This window comes from Paraburkholderia sp. BL10I2N1, assembly GCF_004361815.1.
Taxonomy (GTDB): domain Bacteria; phylum Pseudomonadota; class Gammaproteobacteria; order Burkholderiales; family Burkholderiaceae; genus Paraburkholderia.
On the sequence record NZ_SNWA01000002.1, the window covers coordinates 2,571,927 to 2,587,160 of the forward strand.

At 62.9% G+C, this 15,234-nt stretch carries 14 protein-coding genes; 8 read left to right on the forward strand and 6 right to left on the reverse strand.

Translation table 11 applies throughout. From position 1 onward, the window contains the following. Nucleotides 1-24 precede the first annotated feature (24 nt). Nucleotides 25-378: a DUF4148 domain-containing protein gene (locus B0G77_RS33885; RefSeq protein ID WP_133666164.1), complete on the reverse strand. Its 354-nt coding sequence runs from the start codon at nt 376-378 to the stop codon at nt 25-27. Nucleotides 379-875: 497 nt separating this feature from the next. Here B0G77_RS33885 and B0G77_RS33890 point away from each other — a divergent pair, with 497 nt between their 5' ends. Then, complete coding sequence (locus B0G77_RS33890; RefSeq protein ID WP_133666165.1) at nt 876-1,709, forward strand: ThiF family adenylyltransferase; 834 nt, start codon at nt 876-878, stop codon at nt 1,707-1,709. Nucleotides 1,710-1,792: 83 nt separating this feature from the next. Here the strand turns inward: B0G77_RS33890 and B0G77_RS33895 are convergent, their stop codons facing one another. Together B0G77_RS33895 and B0G77_RS33900 are read right to left on the reverse strand one after the other, a co-directional pair. Continuing rightward, entirely contained in the window at nt 1,793-2,608 is an 816-nt protein-coding gene (locus B0G77_RS33895; RefSeq protein WP_133666166.1) for a sugar phosphate isomerase/epimerase, read from the reverse strand. 41 nt (nt 2,609-2,649) lie between these two features. Then, nucleotides 2,650-4,368, reverse strand: coding sequence for an FAD-dependent oxidoreductase (locus B0G77_RS33900; RefSeq protein ID WP_133666167.1), 1,719 nt, complete (start codon nt 4,366-4,368; stop codon nt 2,650-2,652). 506 nt (nt 4,369-4,874) lie between these two features. Here B0G77_RS33900 and B0G77_RS33905 point away from each other — a divergent pair. From B0G77_RS33905 to B0G77_RS33935, 7 genes are all read left to right on the forward strand, one after another. Further along, complete coding sequence (locus B0G77_RS33905; protein ID WP_243751330.1) at nt 4,875-5,666, forward strand: 3-ketoacyl-ACP reductase; 792 nt, start codon at nt 4,875-4,877, stop codon at nt 5,664-5,666. 116 nt (nt 5,667-5,782) lie between these two features. Beyond that, on the forward strand, nt 5,783-7,177 hold the full coding sequence (locus tag B0G77_RS33910; protein ID WP_133666168.1) for an MFS transporter: 1,395 nt from the start codon (nt 5,783-5,785) through the stop codon (nt 7,175-7,177). A 17-nt stretch (nt 7,178-7,194) separates the two neighbouring features. Beyond that, nucleotides 7,195-7,494: a hypothetical protein gene (locus B0G77_RS33915; protein WP_133666169.1), complete on the forward strand. Its 300-nt coding sequence runs from the start codon at nt 7,195-7,197 to the stop codon at nt 7,492-7,494. Nucleotides 7,495-7,533: 39 nt separating this feature from the next. Continuing rightward, nucleotides 7,534-7,971 carry a type II 3-dehydroquinate dehydratase gene (gene aroQ / locus B0G77_RS33920; RefSeq protein WP_133666170.1) on the forward strand — a complete coding sequence of 146 codons (438 nt, stop codon included), beginning with the start codon at nt 7,534-7,536 and terminating at the stop codon, nt 7,969-7,971. 60 nt (nt 7,972-8,031) lie between these two features. Beyond that, entirely contained in the window at nt 8,032-9,231 is a 1,200-nt protein-coding gene (locus tag B0G77_RS33925; protein WP_133666171.1) for a porin, read from the forward strand. Between the two features lie 235 nt (nt 9,232-9,466). Then, complete coding sequence (locus tag B0G77_RS33930; RefSeq protein WP_133666172.1) at nt 9,467-10,297, forward strand: 3-keto-5-aminohexanoate cleavage protein; 831 nt, start codon at nt 9,467-9,469, stop codon at nt 10,295-10,297. Between the two features lie 120 nt (nt 10,298-10,417). Then, on the forward strand, nt 10,418-12,343 hold the full coding sequence (locus B0G77_RS33935) for a sugar phosphate isomerase/epimerase and 4-hydroxyphenylpyruvate domain-containing protein (RefSeq protein WP_133666173.1): 1,926 nt from the start codon (nt 10,418-10,420) through the stop codon (nt 12,341-12,343). A 56-nt stretch (nt 12,344-12,399) separates the two neighbouring features. On the opposite strand, the gene B0G77_RS33940 is transcribed toward B0G77_RS33935, so the two are convergent. Genes B0G77_RS33940 through B0G77_RS33950 form a run of 3 tightly spaced genes read right to left on the reverse strand, consistent with a single transcriptional unit; the run spans nt 12,400 to nt 15,226 of the window. Continuing rightward, nucleotides 12,400-12,744 carry a cupin domain-containing protein gene (locus B0G77_RS33940; protein ID WP_133666174.1) on the reverse strand — a complete coding sequence of 115 codons (345 nt, stop codon included), beginning with the start codon at nt 12,742-12,744 and terminating at the stop codon, nt 12,400-12,402. Beyond that, complete coding sequence (locus tag B0G77_RS33945) at nt 12,741-13,757, reverse strand: M14 family metallopeptidase (RefSeq protein ID WP_133666175.1); 1,017 nt, start codon at nt 13,755-13,757, stop codon at nt 12,741-12,743. Before B0G77_RS33945 ends, B0G77_RS33940 begins: the two co-directional genes overlap by 4 nt. Continuing rightward, nucleotides 13,754-15,226 carry an NAD-dependent succinate-semialdehyde dehydrogenase gene (locus tag B0G77_RS33950; RefSeq protein WP_133666176.1) on the reverse strand — a complete coding sequence of 491 codons (1,473 nt, stop codon included), beginning with the start codon at nt 15,224-15,226 and terminating at the stop codon, nt 13,754-13,756. Before B0G77_RS33950 ends, B0G77_RS33945 begins: the two co-directional genes overlap by 4 nt. Nucleotides 15,227-15,234 lie beyond the last annotated feature (8 nt).

Here is a 15,234-nt window from a genome sequence, read left to right on the forward strand (position 1 = left end):
ACTGCCCGTTGATGAGTGAACGCCTTAACTACCGAAGTAGGGCGTGCAGAAACCAGCCCGACCGACGCAGGCGGCGGCCGGGCTGCCCGTATTGCCGGCAACGCGTGTTGTTACGCGTTGGCCTGCCGCGCTTGAACCCGACATGCCGGTTCCATCACCGCTGTCGTTCCGCTGTTTCAGATATGCCGCCTCTTGCACGAAGATCGGATTGACGTCGGGGTATGACGTGTCGGTCACGAAGCGGGAGCCGTTGTTTTCCGCCTGGATCAATTCCTGGCGGATTTCTGCGCGGGTCTTTTCCTGCGCCGACGCGCTAGTCGCGATTCCCGCCGTAGCAAGGAGGATCATCGAAAGAGAGATTGCGAATTTGCCATTCATGTTGCACTCCTAAATTGTGCTGGATTGATTCCGTCTAACTTCTCAAGGGAAAACTACCCGTGCGGCTTCTATTCCGTGCCTGGAAAATCTGATTCGGGTTCTGGCAGCGCCCCCGCTGGACTATGTCCGTTCGCGTTAGCGTCTACATGAGGGTGAACACATACCTCCGACGCTTATTCCATTTTTTTTTGCGATCGATCGTTCGCACGGCAATCAGCCTGCGGAAGGGCGGAAAAGCGACTTCTGGCGGGTGACCGGCCTCTGGTCTCTTTCGTTGCAGGTTTCGCGGTCCGGAATATTTCGAACGTGCAGTCAAGCTTGAGTCGGTTCATCATCGGATGTGTCATGAGGCAGACGTGCCACATGCTTTACGTCGACTGGCGGTGCCGGTCGTCATGGCGGTCAGTGCGCGGCGCGCTGTTGTACATTTTCAGCCACAGTGATGTGCAGCGTGTCGAAATCGATGTCGGATCCCAGGAACATTCAAGGAGACTGCGATGATCAGCGGAAAGACCACTTTGATTGCCCACCTCGGTTACCCGACTGAGAATTTCAAGGCGCCATTCATCTACAACCCCTGGTTCGAGAAAAAAGGCATTGATGCGGTCGTCATGCCGATGGGCGTGCTGGTCGACGATTACCCGACGGTTTTTCCATCGCTGTTCCGCCTGACCAACATTCGTGGCGCACTCGTCACGATGCCCCACAAGATCACGACCGTCGGGCTTGTCGATGAAGTGACGCCCACTGCCAGTATTGCGGGCGCTTGCAACGCGGTTCTCAAACGTGAAGACGGCACGCTGCTCGGCGACCAGTTCGACGGTGCGGGCTTCGTACGGGGTGTCGAACGCAAGGGGCGCGCGCTGAAGGGCGCCCGCGTGCTGGTGCTCGGCAGTGGCGGGGTGGGCTCGGCGATCGCGGCATCGCTAGCCGGCGCGGGCGTGGCGGAGATGGCGCTCTTCGACACTGCGGAGGCTTCGGTCGAGGCGCTCGCGGGGCGTCTGCGCAAGCACTACCCGCAACTGGTGGTGACTACCGGCTCGAAAGATCCCGCTGGCTTCGACCTGATCGTGAATGCAACGCCCCTCGGCATGAAGGAAGGCGATCCGTTGCCATTCGATATCGATCGTATCGCGCCGAACACCTTCGTCGGAGAGGTTGTAATGAAGGCGGAATACACGCCGTTGCTGCAGGCGGCGCTGGCCAAAGGCTGTCAGGTGCAGGTCGGTACCGACATGTTGTTCGAGATGATTCCGGCTTACCTGGAGTTTTTTGGCTTCGGCACGGCCACGCCCGATGCGCTGCGAGCCGTCTCCCAGATCAAACAGTAGCTGGGCGCGCCAACTTGCCGACGTGAGCTTGCAGCACCGCTAACCGCCCGCCTGCGCCTGGAATCGGGCCATGGCGGGCGGCATCAAAGCCGCGCCAGTAGCTCGCGGGTCTTGTCGAGCGCAATCTTTGCGCGTTCCAGCGCGCTGACACCCTGTTCGAGCAATTGTCGCGTGGGAATCTCGAGGCTTAGCGGCAGGTCGGCGGGCAGCGCGCGCAGAAGGCCGGCCAGGTCGCAGTCGCCGTCACCGGGAAAGCGTCGTTCGTTGCGCGCCTGCCGCAGGATCTCTGCCATGTCGTTGGGCCGCGGGCCGGCTACATCGCACAACTGGGCGTAGTGAATACGCGAAGCCGGGAGCTTGCGCAGATCGTCGAGACGCGATGCCGACCGGTCGAAATGGAAGGCATCGACGAGCACGCAGCCGTTCTCCCGGCCAGCACCTTCGACGATGCGCATGGCCTGCGTCAGATCGCGTGCATCGGTCCACGGCATGAATTCCAGATGCGGGCGAATGCGATACCGCGCGGCCAGGTCACACAACACCGCAAAGTTTTCGGTGAGCCTGTGCTCATCGGGATCGTTGCCCGCAACCAGCAATTCGCTTGCGCCGAATTCGGCACCGAGCGCAAGATGCGGTTCGAAGTCAGCGACGACGGTATCGGGCTTGAGCCGCAGGATTTCGATGTCGAGCACCTTGATGCCGGTGTCGCGAAGGCGCGCAGCGGTCTCGCGGCGCAGATCGGCATCGCGCAGCAGCGGGAAGTGATATTCCTCAGGCGTGGCGGGCTCCGTGCGCAGACCGACGTGGCTGTAGCCGGCGCGGGCAGCGACGTCGATCATTTCGGGCGGCGACAGCTCGAGCACGGTCAGCGCTGCAAGCGACATGATGCGTTGATTCATGAGCATTTACCTTTGGCGTCTGAGGATGGGGTTGAGCGTGGCTATTCGTATTGCGTGACGCCCGCCATATGGCGCGCGGCGATATAGCCGAACGTGGCGGCAGGCCCGAGGTTGATGCCGCCTGCCGGATAGTAGCCACCCATGATGCTGGCCATGTCGGTGCCTGCGGCATACAGGCCATCGACAGGCTGACCGGAGGCGTCGAGCACTTGAGCGTGCTCGTTGGTTTTCAGGCCCGCGAACGTCCCAAAGCTTCCTGCCTCTACCTTCACGGCGTAGAACGGACCCTGTTCGATCGGCGCGACGCATGGGTTGGGCTTGTGCAAGGCGTCACCCTGTTTGCGGTTGTAAGGAGTCGAACCGCGGCCGAACTGCGGGTCTTCGCCGTTGCGGGCATGGCCGTTGAAGTCGTCGACGGTCCGGCGCAGGCCGGCAGCGTCGATGCCGCAGGCGATCGCCAGTTCTTCGATGGTGTTGCCCGTCTTCAGGTAGCCGGAGCGGACGAACGGTCCCACTGGAACCGGGGACGGACGCGAAATCCCCAACCCGTAGCGGCGCTGAAAGGGATGGCTGCAGATCAGCCAGGACGCCACTTCTTCGCCGGGGGCGGCCTCGACCATCGCGCGGGCATAGTCGTAATACCCGCCGGCTTCGTTCACGAAGCGCTGGCCATTGGCCAGCACGCCGATGATTCCGGGTTTGCCGCGCTCGATGATGTGAGGGAAATGCCCGAACGTCCCGTCCTTGTACGGCACCTTTGAAACAGGACACCACGCCGCGGGCGACGCCAGATCCTGCGCAACGACGCCGCCGACGCTTTCGCCCAGACGCAAACCGTCGCCATTGGCAGCGAGCGGCGGCAAGGCCAGATGTTCGCGGCCGGTCGGCGTGCGCGGGAACATGGCCTTGCGCCGCTCGATGTCATTGGGAAAGCCGCCGGCGGCCAGCACGACGCCTTTTCGTGCGCGTATAGCTCGGCGGCCTGTAGCGGTCTCGATCACGGCGCCTGCTACGCGGCCATTTTCGCGGATCAGGCTTCTGGCAGGTGTCGATTCCCTCAACTGCACCCCCAGGTCTTCTGCCGACTTTGCCAGCCGCGCCACCAGGGCCACGCCGTTCACAAGATGCATGGCGCGTCCGGTCAAGGCCAGATCGAGAAGGTGTTTGCTAAAGCGCTTCGTCACGTGGAACAGGGATTTCCACGAGCGGGTCATTGTCAGGAAGGCGGTGAGGTCCGTGCCGGCCATGATCGGCATGCCCATGAACGACGTTTCGCGCATGGTCTTGCGCAGGCGCTTGAGCAGCTTGCCGACCTCGTAGGCGTTGTACGGCGCCGCGATCACCGAGCGGCCGCCCGTGCCCGCGCCCGGCGTGTCGCCATGGATGTCGGCGATCGCATTGCCGTCGGCGAATTGCAGCGAGGTGTGCTTCTCGAAGAAGGACACCATGTTCGGCGCCGCCTCCAGAAATGCATCCACGAGGGCCGGCCTGAAACGGTCGCCCAATTCATGTTCGAGGTACGTGCGAGGCAGCGAACGATCCTCGACGATGCCCGCCCGTCGTGCGAGCGGGTTGCACGGCACCCACATCCAGCCGCCGGACCAGGCCGTGGCGCCGCCGAACACCGGGTCTTTCTCGACCACGATCACTTTCTGGCCATGCCAGGCCGCCGTCACTGCTGCGGCGAAGCCGGCCGCCCCTGAGCCGATGACCAGGACATCGCAGTCTTCGGTGGCTAGCGGGGGAGCGTCGGCAGACATCAAGCGGATTCCTTGCGGCGGTGCGGTTGCTGAGTCGCATGAAGCGGAACAGGGGCTGATGCTGTGTCGATCGGAGAGCGTGACAAGGTGTAGTGCCTCCTTGCAGCCGCGGAGCGATTGCGGCACGGCGAGTTCAGCCAGGTCGACAGTTTTGCACAAAAATTGGAGTGCTCGTAATAAAATTTTATTGTGGAATTGTATTCAACTAAATCGTCAGGCACGGAGGTGATTCTCGTCGAAGGCCTCGATGATCGCCAGCGCCTTCGTTGTGGCGGCAATCCGGTCTTTCCCGTTCATGTTCTCGCTCCGTATAAACCCGCCTTCAGGGCGAAATTCGCGCGCCGTGCGCGAATAGCGCTCATTCCATGTTGAGAGCCGTTGTTCAAGATCAAGCTATCGCGTACTTTCTGCACATGCCTTCCTGTCACGCGGCATTGGCGCAGGTTTGGGTCTTACCGAGTGTTTCGACCACCGGACAACTATCTAGTGTGTTCTGCTAATTGCGCATGATGAATACTTTGGACTCGACTTCCCGCGTTGCGCTCGTGACCGGCGGAATGGGCGGAATCGGCCGGGGTACCGCGCTGGCGCTCGCAGCACGAGGCTTCGATGTGGTGGTGGCGGATCGGCAGATCGATGCGGCGCGCGCCGACGAACTACGCGCGCAGATTCCGGCGCCGGCGCGTGTGGCTTTTGTCGAAGGCGACCTCGCCAGGCTCGACGATCATCCGCGCTTCGTCGCGGACGCTTTCGAGGCGTTCGGCCGTGTCGATGTGCTGGTCAATAACGCGGGCGTCTCGGTGCTGTCGCGGGGCGATCTGCTGGATGTCTCGCCAGAGAGCTACGACCTGAACTTCAGCGTGAACACCCGAGGCGCATTCTTTCTCACGCAGGCCGTGTGCCGCCGCATGCTGGCCGACGAGCCAGACGGTGTGGAGAGTGCGCGCTCGGTCATCTTCGTGTCCTCGTCGAATGCGGCTATCGCGGCGCCCGAGCGCGGCGAATACGCGATGTCGAAGGCGGCTGTTGCGATGATGTCGAAGCTTTACGCAGTCCGGCTCGCGGCGCACGGCATTGCCGTCTATGAAGTCCGCCCTGGCCTCATCAAGACGCCCATGACCGAGGTCGCGCAGGAACGCTTCGAACGCCTGCTCGCCGACGGCTTTACCCCGATCAACCGCTGGGGCACGCCGCAGGACGTGGGTCGCGCGGTAGCGACGATGGCCGCGGGCGACCTGCCATTTACTACTGGAACTGCTATCCAGGTCGATGGCGGCATGCATATCCACTATTACTGAAACAGATCGAACGTACCTGCAGGATCGGTGAAGCAGGCGCAGTTGCACCGCATCGCTTTTCGCTGACGTGTGGGGAGACACCCACCGCAATTCATTGTCAATCTTGGAGACGGAAAATGGCTACCCTGACGGATCACGAGCCACACGGCATACATCAGACGAAGAAGGCGACCGCCAGCGGATGGATCGGCTCGGCGCTGGAGTATTACGACTTCTTCATTTACGCCACGGCCGCGTCGCTGATTTTTCCTCAACTGTTCTTTCCCTCCGGCAACCCCAGGATCGCCATCATTGCCTCGCTGGCGACCTACGGCGTGGGATACGTCGCGCGGCCTATCGGGGCTTTCGTGCTTGGGCACTGGGGCGACACCAAGGGCCGCAAGACAGTGCTGCTGCTGTGCATGTTCCTGATGGGTTTTTCGACGATGGCCGTAGGCCTGCTGCCGACGTACCACCAGGTCGGCCTGCTTGCGCCGGTACTGCTCGTCGTCCTGCGTCTGATTCAGGGCTTCGCGGTGGCAGGGGAGATCTCCGGCGCCAGTTCGATGATCCTCGAGCACGCACCATTTGGGCGGCGGGGCTATTACTCGAGCTTTACGCTTCAGGGAGTGCAGGCCGGACAGATCCTTGCCGCCGCGGTTTTCCTGCCGCTCGCACATTACATGCCCGAGGACGCGTTCAACTCGTGGGGCTGGCGTATCCCATTCCTGCTTAGCGCCTTCGTCCTCCTTGCCGGCTACATCATTCGTCGTGAGGTCAGGGAAACGCCTGCGTTCGAGACAGAGGGCGCGGTCCCGAAGTCGCCGATCGTCGAAGCCTTCCAGTACAGCTGGAAGGAAATGATTGCCGTCGTCTGCATGGCCCTGATGAACGTCATTCCTGTCGTGACCACCATTTTCGGCGCGGCATACGCGGTTCAGCCATCGTATGGCATCGGCTTCCACAAGAGCGTCTATCTATGGATCCCGGTGATCGGCAACATCGTGGCGGTCGTCGTCATTCCGTTTGTGGGCAACCTGTCGGACAAGATCGGCCGGCGGCCGCTCGTCATCGGCGGTGCGCTCGGGTCCGGGCTGCTGTCGTTCGGCTATCTCTACGCCATCAGCATCAGTAACGTGCCGATGGCTATCCTGATGTCCGTGCTGATGTGGGGCATCGTCTATCAGGGCTACAACGCGATTTTCCCGAGCTTTTATCCGGAGCTCTTCCCGACACGTTCCCGTGTCTCGGCAATGGCCATCTCGCAGAATATCGGCACCACCATTACCGCCTTGCTTCCGGCGCTCTTCGCCGCCGTGGCGCCGCCGGGATCGACCGGCATTCCGACGACAATCGGGGCGATGGCCCTCGGCATCACGATCGTCTCGGCGATTGCGGCCTACAGCGTCCGGGAGACGTATCGCCTTCACCTTAACGACCTCGGCGAACGAGGCTCGGTGCCGGTCGACAAGCAGGACTACAAGCGGATTCGTGCGCAGACGCTTGCCAATGCGCACGCCAAGGCGGCCTAGGCCCTCCAGGGCACGGCATGCGGACGACACGGATTGCGGTGGCGGAGACCTTCGGCTCGTTGTCCGTGCCGACCATGCGTTTAGAGACCTGCGCCAGAGCGGAAGAGCGCTCCTGGTGGAGACCGTTCGACGTCGGCGTCGCTCAGGTGGCGCGCGACGATCCGCTGGCGCAGTACATCGAACACTTCGACCGGGTCGTGCGGAGGGAGGCCGCGCCCATCGTCCGTGTACGGGACAGCCTGCAGAACCTGCGTATCACGGAAGCCATCGTCGAGGCCGCTCGAAGCGGATCGATCGTTGATGCTGCCCCGGTCTGATTCCATCGGAGTTCAATCCTTTCGATAAACGGAGCACTCGTGAAAAAGATCCTGATGCTGCATGGCATCAATCACAACATGTTCGGCAAGCGTGACCCGGCCCAGTACGGCACCGTGACGCTGGCCGAGATCGATGGCCAGTTGCAGTCGCTTGGCAAGGAGCTGGGGGTCGAAGTGGAGTCGTACCAGACCAACAGCGAAGGCGACATGTGTCTACGCATTCACCAGGCCTTCACCGACAACGTCGATGCCGTGCTCATCAATGCCGGTGCCTGGACTCACTACAGCTACGGTATCCGCGACGCGCTGGCGATCCTGACCGTGCCTGTCGTCGAGATACACATGTCGAACATTCATGCGCGTGAGGCTTTCCGTCATCAGTCCGTGTTTGCCGAGATCGTCAAGGGGCAGATTTGCGGCTTTGGCGTCGACAGCTATCTGCTTGGTTTGAGAGCCGCGGTCGCTGCAATCAACTAGCAGACGGAAACGCGGCCAATAAATGCAATGAAAACAACTATTCAGGTCTGGAGGCGTTAAATGAAGTGGAGTAAGCAGCTCAAGAGTCTGATGTTGGCGGGCATCGCGATCAACGGCGTGTCGGCTTTCGCGCAAAGCAGCGTCACGCTGTACGGCATGGTCGACGATGCGCTGGTCTACGTGAATAACCAGAAGGGCCATGCGAACTGGTATCTGCGTCAGGGCAACCTGTACGCGTCGAAGTGGGGCCTGCGCGGCGCCGAGGACATCGGCGGCGGCACCAAGGTCATCTTCGACCTGCAGAACGGCTTCGACCTGAATACCGGCGCGCTGTCGTCGTCCACGCAGATCTTCAACCGCCAGGCCTACGTCGGTGTGCAGAACAACACCTACGGCACGTTCACGGCGGGCCGCCAGTACACGCCGTACTACCAGTTCGTCGGGCCGCTGGCCTCGAGCAACTGGCTGACCGGCGCGACCGGCGCACACCCGGGCGATATCGACGGCCTTGATACGACGATCCGGATCAACAACGCGATGGTCTACTCGACGCCGATCTGGAACGGCCTCCAGGCCAGCGCGATGTACGCGCTCGGCGGCATTGCCGGGCGCACCGGCGCAGGCCAGACGATCAGCGGCGCGCTGCGCTACTCGAACGGTCCGCTCGGTGTGGCCGCGGGCTACCTGAAGCTGGACAACGCGCAGACCAACCTGCCGCTGGCGCCGACCGCCACGGCGGCGTTCGACCCGGCCTCGACGGGCAGCTTCGGCGCTTCGGCGCTGAACAACGGCTACCTGACCGCGGCGTCGGTCGAGCACGCGTCGGTGGCCGGCAACTACACGCTGGGCGACCTGATGCTGGGCCTGAACTATTCGAACGTCAAATACGTGCCGAATGCCCGCTCGATCTTCACCAATACGGCGGTCTTCAACACGTATGCGGCGCTGGCGGTGTACCGCTTCACGCCGGCCTTCGATGTGGCCGGCGCGTTCGCCTACACGCTGGCCTCGAAGGCGAACGGCATCAACGACGCGGCGCATTACCAGCAGTACTCGCTGAAGGAGGCCTACCACCTCTCGAAGCGCACCACGCTCTACGCGCTGCAGGCGTACCAGCACGCCAGCGGCCAGACGCTTGGCATCAAGGGCGCGGGCAACATCATCAATGCCGCCCCGGCAGTCGGCGACTCGCAGAACTCGACGCCTTCGTCGACGAACGGGCAGTTCGTCGGCATGGTGGGTATGGCGTTCACGTTCTAGCACGGACGCAATCGGGGATGCGGTCGCGCTGGCCGCATCCGAAGGGTCTGCAACCAGACGGTTGCAACCTGTATTTCCGGCGCTGCGACGCGCTGCGCGTTCCCGGTGCGCGGCGCATCTGAACTGACTAGACTTTGTAGACGAACGCTGGGCGCCCTCAAGCCCGGCGCGCCGGCAAGTCGGCAAGTCGGCTGGCGGACAGACCGGATGGAACGATGTTCGAGGAGTGTCACTCATGATCCAACCCTGCATTATCTCGGTCGCTATTACCGGTTCGGTGCCCCGCAAGAAAGACAACCCGGCCGTGCCGATCACCATTTCCGAACAGGTCGAAAGCACGCACGAGGCGTACGAGGCCGGCGCATCGCTCGTTCACCTGCATGTGCGTGACGAACAGGAGAACTCCAGTTCCGACCGGTCGAGCTTTGCGGCGCTTCAGGAGGGCATCCGCAAGCATTGCCCCGACATCATCATCCAGTTTTCGACCGGCGGCCGAGGTCGCTCGTTCGAGCAGCGCGGCGCCATGCTCGACCTGCGCCCGGATATGGCGTCGCTTGCCACGGGCTCGGTCAATTTCCCGACTACCGTCTATGAGAATCCGCCAGACTTCGTGCGCTCGCTCGCGAAGATGATGCTCGATTTCGACGTCAAGCCGGAAATCGAAATCTTCGATCTTGCGATGCTGTACAGCACGGTGGACCTCGTGCAGCAAGGGTTGCTTAAATCGCCCGTGCACGTCCAGTTCGTCATGGGCGTGAAGAACGCGCTTCCGGCGCGGCGCGAGATTCTCGAATTCGAAGTGCAGCAACTCAACGCCCTGTTGCCGGATGCAAGCTGGACTGCCGCAGGCATCGGGCGGCATCAGCTTGAAGTGAATCACTGGACGCTCCAGATGGGCGGCCACTGCCGCACGGGGCTCGAGGACAATGTGCGCTGGGACAAGGACACGCTGGCGAAGAGCAACGCGCAACTGGTCTCGCGGGTCGCATCATTGTGCGGCGAGTATGGGCGGGAGGTGGCAAGCGCGGCCAGGGCACGCGAGATCCTGGGTCTGCTGCCTTTATGACGCGACGGGTTGCCGCAGCGGCGCGACCCGGGCGCGGCGGCTGGAGTGAACCGTGCCCGCGCGGCGGCGGGCACGCAGACATCATGCGGGGCTTCGATAACGTAAGACGGAACCACAATCATGCGCCGAACCATTGCAACCGTATCGCTTAGCGGGACGCTGCCCGAAAAGCTGGAGGCCATTGCGGCCGCGCGTTTCGACGGAATCGAACTGTTCGAAAACGACTTCATCAATTACAAGGGCTCCGCGGCGGACGTGCGGGCCATGGTGGCCGACCTCGGCCTGACCATCGACCTGTATCAGCCATTCCGCGATTTCGAAGGGATGCCCGATGCGCAGTTCCGGCGCTCGCTCGAGCGGGCCGAGCGCAAGTTCGACCTCATGCAGGAACTGGACGTGCCGATGATGCTGTGTTGCTCGAACACGTCGCCGCTCGTCATCGACGACAGGGAGCTTGCGGCCGCACAGTTGCACGAGCTTGCCGAGCGCGCGGCAAAGCGCAATCTCAGGGTAGGGTTCGAAGCGCTGGCGTGGGGGCGTGCGACCAACCTCTACGGCGAAGCGTGGGAGATTGTGCGGCGCGCCGGGCATCCGCACCTTGGGTTGATTCTCGACAGCTTCCACACGCTATCGTTGAACGATGACCCGTCGGGTATCGCGGACATCCCGGGGGACAAGATCTTCTACCTGCAGATGGCCGACGCGCCGCTATTGTCGATGGACGTGCTGCAGTGGGCGAGACACTACCGGTCTTTTCCAGGCCAGGGTCAGTTCGATCTGGAAAACTTCTTCGAGAAGGTGCTGCTGGCGGGTTATACCGGGCCGCTGTCGCTGGAGATCTTCAACGATGTATTTCGCGAGACGCCCAATCGGCGCATCGCGGTGGATGCGATGCGCTCGCTGCTGTATCTGGAAAGCCAGGTGCGCCTGAAGTTGCAGCGGCCGGCGCAGGAGCAGAAGAATACGGAATTCGCGACGCGGTGCGAGCGCGTGCTGCAACGCGTCGAACTGTCGAGTCCGCCGCCCGTGCCCGATATCGCGGGACTGTCCTACATCGAGTTCGCCGCGGACGAAGCGTCTGCCGAAACGTTTGGCATGCTGTTGCGTCGACTCGGCTTTCGTCGCGCCGGCAAGCATCGCTCGAAGGCCGTCGTGCTGTACCGGCAGGGTGACATCAACCTGATTGTCAACGCGCAAGCGAACTCGTTTGCGCGACGGCGCTTCGAAGAACACGGCCTGTCGGTATGTGCGCTCGCAGTGCACACGACCGATCCGGCACGCGCGGTGGGCCGCGCCAACGCGATGCATGCGAAGCGGTATGACGGACCGCTCGGGCCGCATGAACAGCAGGTCCCCGCGATCATCTCACCCGGCGGCAGTTTGATCAGCTTCGTGTCGTCCGCGCTCGGAGCGGATGGCCTGTACGAAGCCGACTTTGTGCTGGAGGACGAGCCCAACGGTGCCGCAGCGAGCGCAGGGCTGAAGCGCATCGATCATGTGGCGCTCGGCCTCGCTGTCGATCAGCTGGATACCTGGGTCCTGTTTGCTCGCGCGGTGCTTGGCCTCGAGCCGGGCGAGAGCCTCGAGCTGGCTGACCCGTTTGGCCTTGTCCGTAGCCGCGGCGTGTCCAACGCGGACCGGAGCGTGCGTCTGGTGCTCAACGTCTCCTTGAGCCAGAGGACACGCACGGCGCGCACCGTGAGCGCCGGTGGCGGAGTGACGGTGCATCACATTGCGCTCAGCTGCGACGACATCTTCGAGGCGGTCGCGCGCCTGAAGTCCAACGGCGTGCGTTTCGTGCCGATTTCGGGGAACTACTACGACGACCTGGTCACGCGCTTCGACATCGACGATGATCTGCTCGCGCGTCTACGCCACGCGGGCGTGCTGTTCGACCGCACTGCGAACGGCGATTATTTCCATATCTACACGGAAAGTGTCGACGACGGTCTGTTCTTCGAGGTCGTTCAGCGCGTGAACGAGTACGACGCCTACGGTGCGCTCAACGCGCCCGCGCGGATGGCTTCGCAGGCTCAGGGGAACTGATTTGATGTCAGGTTCGGCGCGCAGGTATTGACCTGCGCGCGCGAATGTCGCCTGCATCAGAGGATCACATACACCTTGCGCATGGCGGCATCCACTTCCCACAGTCCTTCCGTGTTGGCTTCGAAGAACAAGGTATCGCCGGCCGAAAAGTGAACCGTCTTTTCGCCATCGGGCGTGAAGCGGCCGGAGCCAGCCAGAAAGTGCATGACTTCGGCCTGCTTGACAGAGCGCCGATAGGTGCCGGCGCTGCATTGGAAGATACCGGTATCGATCCCCTCGCGGCCTTCGATCACACGCTGAACCCCTGACACCTTGACGGCGGGTGCACCCGGAAGGCCGGCCGTGCCCCAGTCTTCGAGACCTTCCAGGTTGACGCTTTGTTGGATTTGCTGGACCTTCACGAGTCTGTTCCCTGGGGAGGGTTAGCGGATCCGCCTTGAGGGGCGGCTTCGACCGTGCGTTCGATCTTGCCAAGCCGGACCACGGTTACGCCCGGGCGCAATTGTCTGAGCGAAGGCATCACGAGCACGCAGTTGTCATAGGGCGTGCGCACAGGTTGTCCGTTCGACCACCCGATGACGGTGCCAGCCTCGGCGATGGTTTCGAGCCCTGTGAACGGCTGCGCAAAGGCGAAATCGAGGCTGGTCGCAACCACGGGCTCGGTCACGCGCACCACCCGCATGGCGGGCGGCAAGGGGGCGATCCAGCCCTGCGGCAGATCTGTCTCGTCAACGATGCCCGCCAGCAGCAGAAAGCGCGCAGTCGCGTCTCTTGCGACATCGACGGCACGCTGTTCCCAGTGTTGTCCGCATTCGATGAGCAGTGCGTTCTTCGGGCTGCTGCCCGCGCCAAACCCTTCGTAATCGCGCATCCTGCGACCTTCCGGATGGCCCTCGTCGCAGATCACCGTAGCGGGTGTGCCGAGGCGCAACGCCAGATCGATGCCTTTCTGCAACGGACCGGAGACGATCAACGGCGCGCTTTTCTCGTGCATCGAGTGCAGGTCGAGGAGGGCATCAACCGTATCGATGACGGGCCGCATCTCTCGCGCGCGGCTGAGTTCGGAGGACGTGCGCGAGGTATCGTCGAGGATCGCGGCGGTCCAGACCCGGTTGAAATCCTGATCGACGAAACGCGATGCGTCGGGCTTCGCTGGATCGAACGACAAGTACGCGGCGACATTGGCAAAGGACAGCGTGAGCTTGCCGCGACGAGGCCGCAATCGATGGCGCAGCAGTTCGTCCACCACGATCGCGCCGCACACTTCGTTGCCGTGCGTGAGTGCATTGATCATCACGTGCGGCCCCCGCACGTCGGAGTCGAACGTATGAACATAGGGCACGCCGCAGTCGGACTGCTCGTGCGCGGAGATGTCGGGGAACCGGACTTCGATGGGATAGGCGTCGCCTGTCATGCCAGATTCCCCTGACAGAGGTACTTGATCGACAGGTAGTCGTCGAGGCCGTAGCGGGATCCTTCGCGGCCATAGCCGGAGTCTTTCACACCGCCGAACGGTGCGGCTTCGCTCGCTACCGCGCCCTCGTTGATGCCGACGATGCCGGCTTCCAGCGCTCGCGACACCCGATCGATCCGCCTCGCGTTTTCGCTGTAGAAGTACGACGCCAGCCCGAACGAGGTGTTGTTGGCCGCGGCGACGGCTTCGGCTTCGCTTTCGAAGCGGAAGAGCGGCACGACCGGCCCGAAGGTCTCCTCGGCGTTCAATAGCATGTTGGGCTTCGCATCGGCGAGCACGGTCGGCGCATAGTAGTTCGGGCCCAGTTCCGTGAGGCGCTTGCCACCCGTCACGATACGGGCGCCGTGCGAGAGGGCGTCATCCACATGGCGGGCGATCTTGTCGATCGCGCGCGTGTTGATCATCGGACCGATCTGCGCGTGCGGGTCGGTCGCGGGCGCCACTTTCAGCGCGGCGACGCGTTCGCCCAGGAGCGCGGCAAAGCGTTTGTAGACACCGGCCTGAACATACACCCGATTGGGACAGACGCAGGTCTGCCCACCGTTGCGGAATTTGGAGGCGAGCAGGCCCGTCACGGCAGCATCGAGGTCGGCGTCGTCGAACACGATGAAGGGCGCGTTGCCGCCGAGTTCCAGCGACAGCTTCTTGAGCGTATCCGCCGATTCGCGCGCGAGGTACTTGCCGACCGCGGTCGAACCGGTGAAGGTGATCTTGCGCACGCGCGCATCGTGCAGCCAGTCGGCGACGGTCGCGACCGCATGTTCGCGTGACGCCGTAATCAGGTTCAGCACGCCCGCGGGCACACCCGCTTCGTGCGCGAGCATGACGAGCGCGGACGCTGTCAGCGGCGTGTCTTCGGCAGGCTTGGCGACGACCGTGCAACCCGTCGCGAGAGCCGGCGCGATCTTGCGGGCGATCATGGCGAGCGGGAAATTCCATGGCGTGATCGCAGCGACGATACCGACCGGCTCCTTGACGGCCATCATGCGTTTGCCGCGCTGTTGCTGCGGAATGATGTCGCCATAGATGCGCGTGGCTTCTTCCGCGAACCACGCGACGTAGGACGCACCGTACGCGACTTCGCCACGCCCTTCGGCAAGCGGCTTGCCCTGTTCGAGCGAGATCAGCGCGCCCAGCGTGTCCTGATTCGCGAGCATCAGATCGTGCCAGCGGCGCAGGATGGCCGCGCGCTCTTTCGGCAGCGTGTCGCGCCATCCGGGAAAGGCGCGGGCGGCGGCGTCGGTGGCGGCGCGGGCGTCGGCCTCGCTGCTATCCGCGACCTGGGCGATGGTTTTGCCGGTCGCCGGGTCGGTGACCGCAAAGCGCTCGCCATTGCTGGCGGGTGTCCATCGGCCGTCGAGGAAGTTGTCGGAACGGATGAGTTCGTCCAGTTCGAATCTGCGTGTCATTGCATCGC